Below are 888 nucleotides of genomic sequence, written 5' to 3' on the forward strand. Positions count from 1 at the left end.
CCAACGCCACCGCGCACCCCTCGGTCATGAAGTGGACACAAGACGCCGCATCCCTCCCTCACCCCGAGCAAATCCATGCCTGACCAGCAAGAATCAACCGATACCGTCCGGTTGAGATACGGCTTCTCACACCAGCTGGCCAGCGGTGGCCTGACACCGGCGATAAGCTGCGCCCAGACCCCGAATACCTCGCGCGAGGAAGGAGCGGTGCCAATGCCAGCGAAAGAGCGCGAAAGCACACGCACAAGGCCCCGCACCCTGGCGGAGAAGTTGCAGCTACTCCGCGAAATGAAGGTCCCCCGAGGAGAGCTGCCGCCGTCGTACGAGATCACCGCGCGCCAGATCGCTGAAGTTACCGGCGTCTCCATCTCCGGCCCGTACTTCTGGGAACTGGTAACCGGCAGAACGACGAACCCGAAGCTGCACCATCTACGAGCCCTGGCGCTGTACTTCAAGGTTCCTGTTGCCTACCTTGCCGACGACGAGGCTGACTTCGAACAACTGGAGTCGGAACTGGAGTTGCTGCACGCGATCGGACGCAGCGGAGTGCGATCGATCCAGCTCCAAGGAGTGGACGACAGCACCGCCGATCTGGCCACCATTCAAGGACTGCTCGGCAAGGTCCAACTACTGGAAAGCCTCGGGGGCGAGGAGATTCGAGAAATGGCTCTACGTTTGCGGCTACTGAACGAAGACCAGAGGAAGATGCTCGACGAAATCGCCGGAGACCCGGAACTCCTGGCAGCTCTGAAGATTGACACGGTCCGCGAGATCACACGGCACGCGTTCCACCTGTCTGACGCCAGCCAGCAGGCCGCCCTGACGATGGTCGAGCACCTCCACCGTACGGAGCAGTCCTTCGCAGCCAGGTGACGGCCCCCTCGTCGA

General features: G+C 62.0%; 1 protein-coding gene. It reads left to right on the top strand.

Annotated elements, in window-relative coordinates; genetic code table 11:
* The first annotated feature begins 213 nt into the window (after window positions 1-213).
* Window positions 214-873 carry a hypothetical protein gene (locus E1265_RS36565; protein ID WP_132935226.1) on the top strand — a complete coding sequence of 220 codons (660 nt, stop codon included), beginning with the start codon at window positions 214-216 and terminating at the stop codon, window positions 871-873.
* The last annotated feature ends 15 nt before the right edge of the window (window positions 874-888 follow it).

The sequence above is a fragment of the Streptomyces sp. 8K308 genome, assembly GCF_004348315.1.
In the GTDB taxonomy this organism is placed as follows: Bacteria; Actinomycetota; Actinomycetes; order Streptomycetales; family Streptomycetaceae; genus Streptomyces.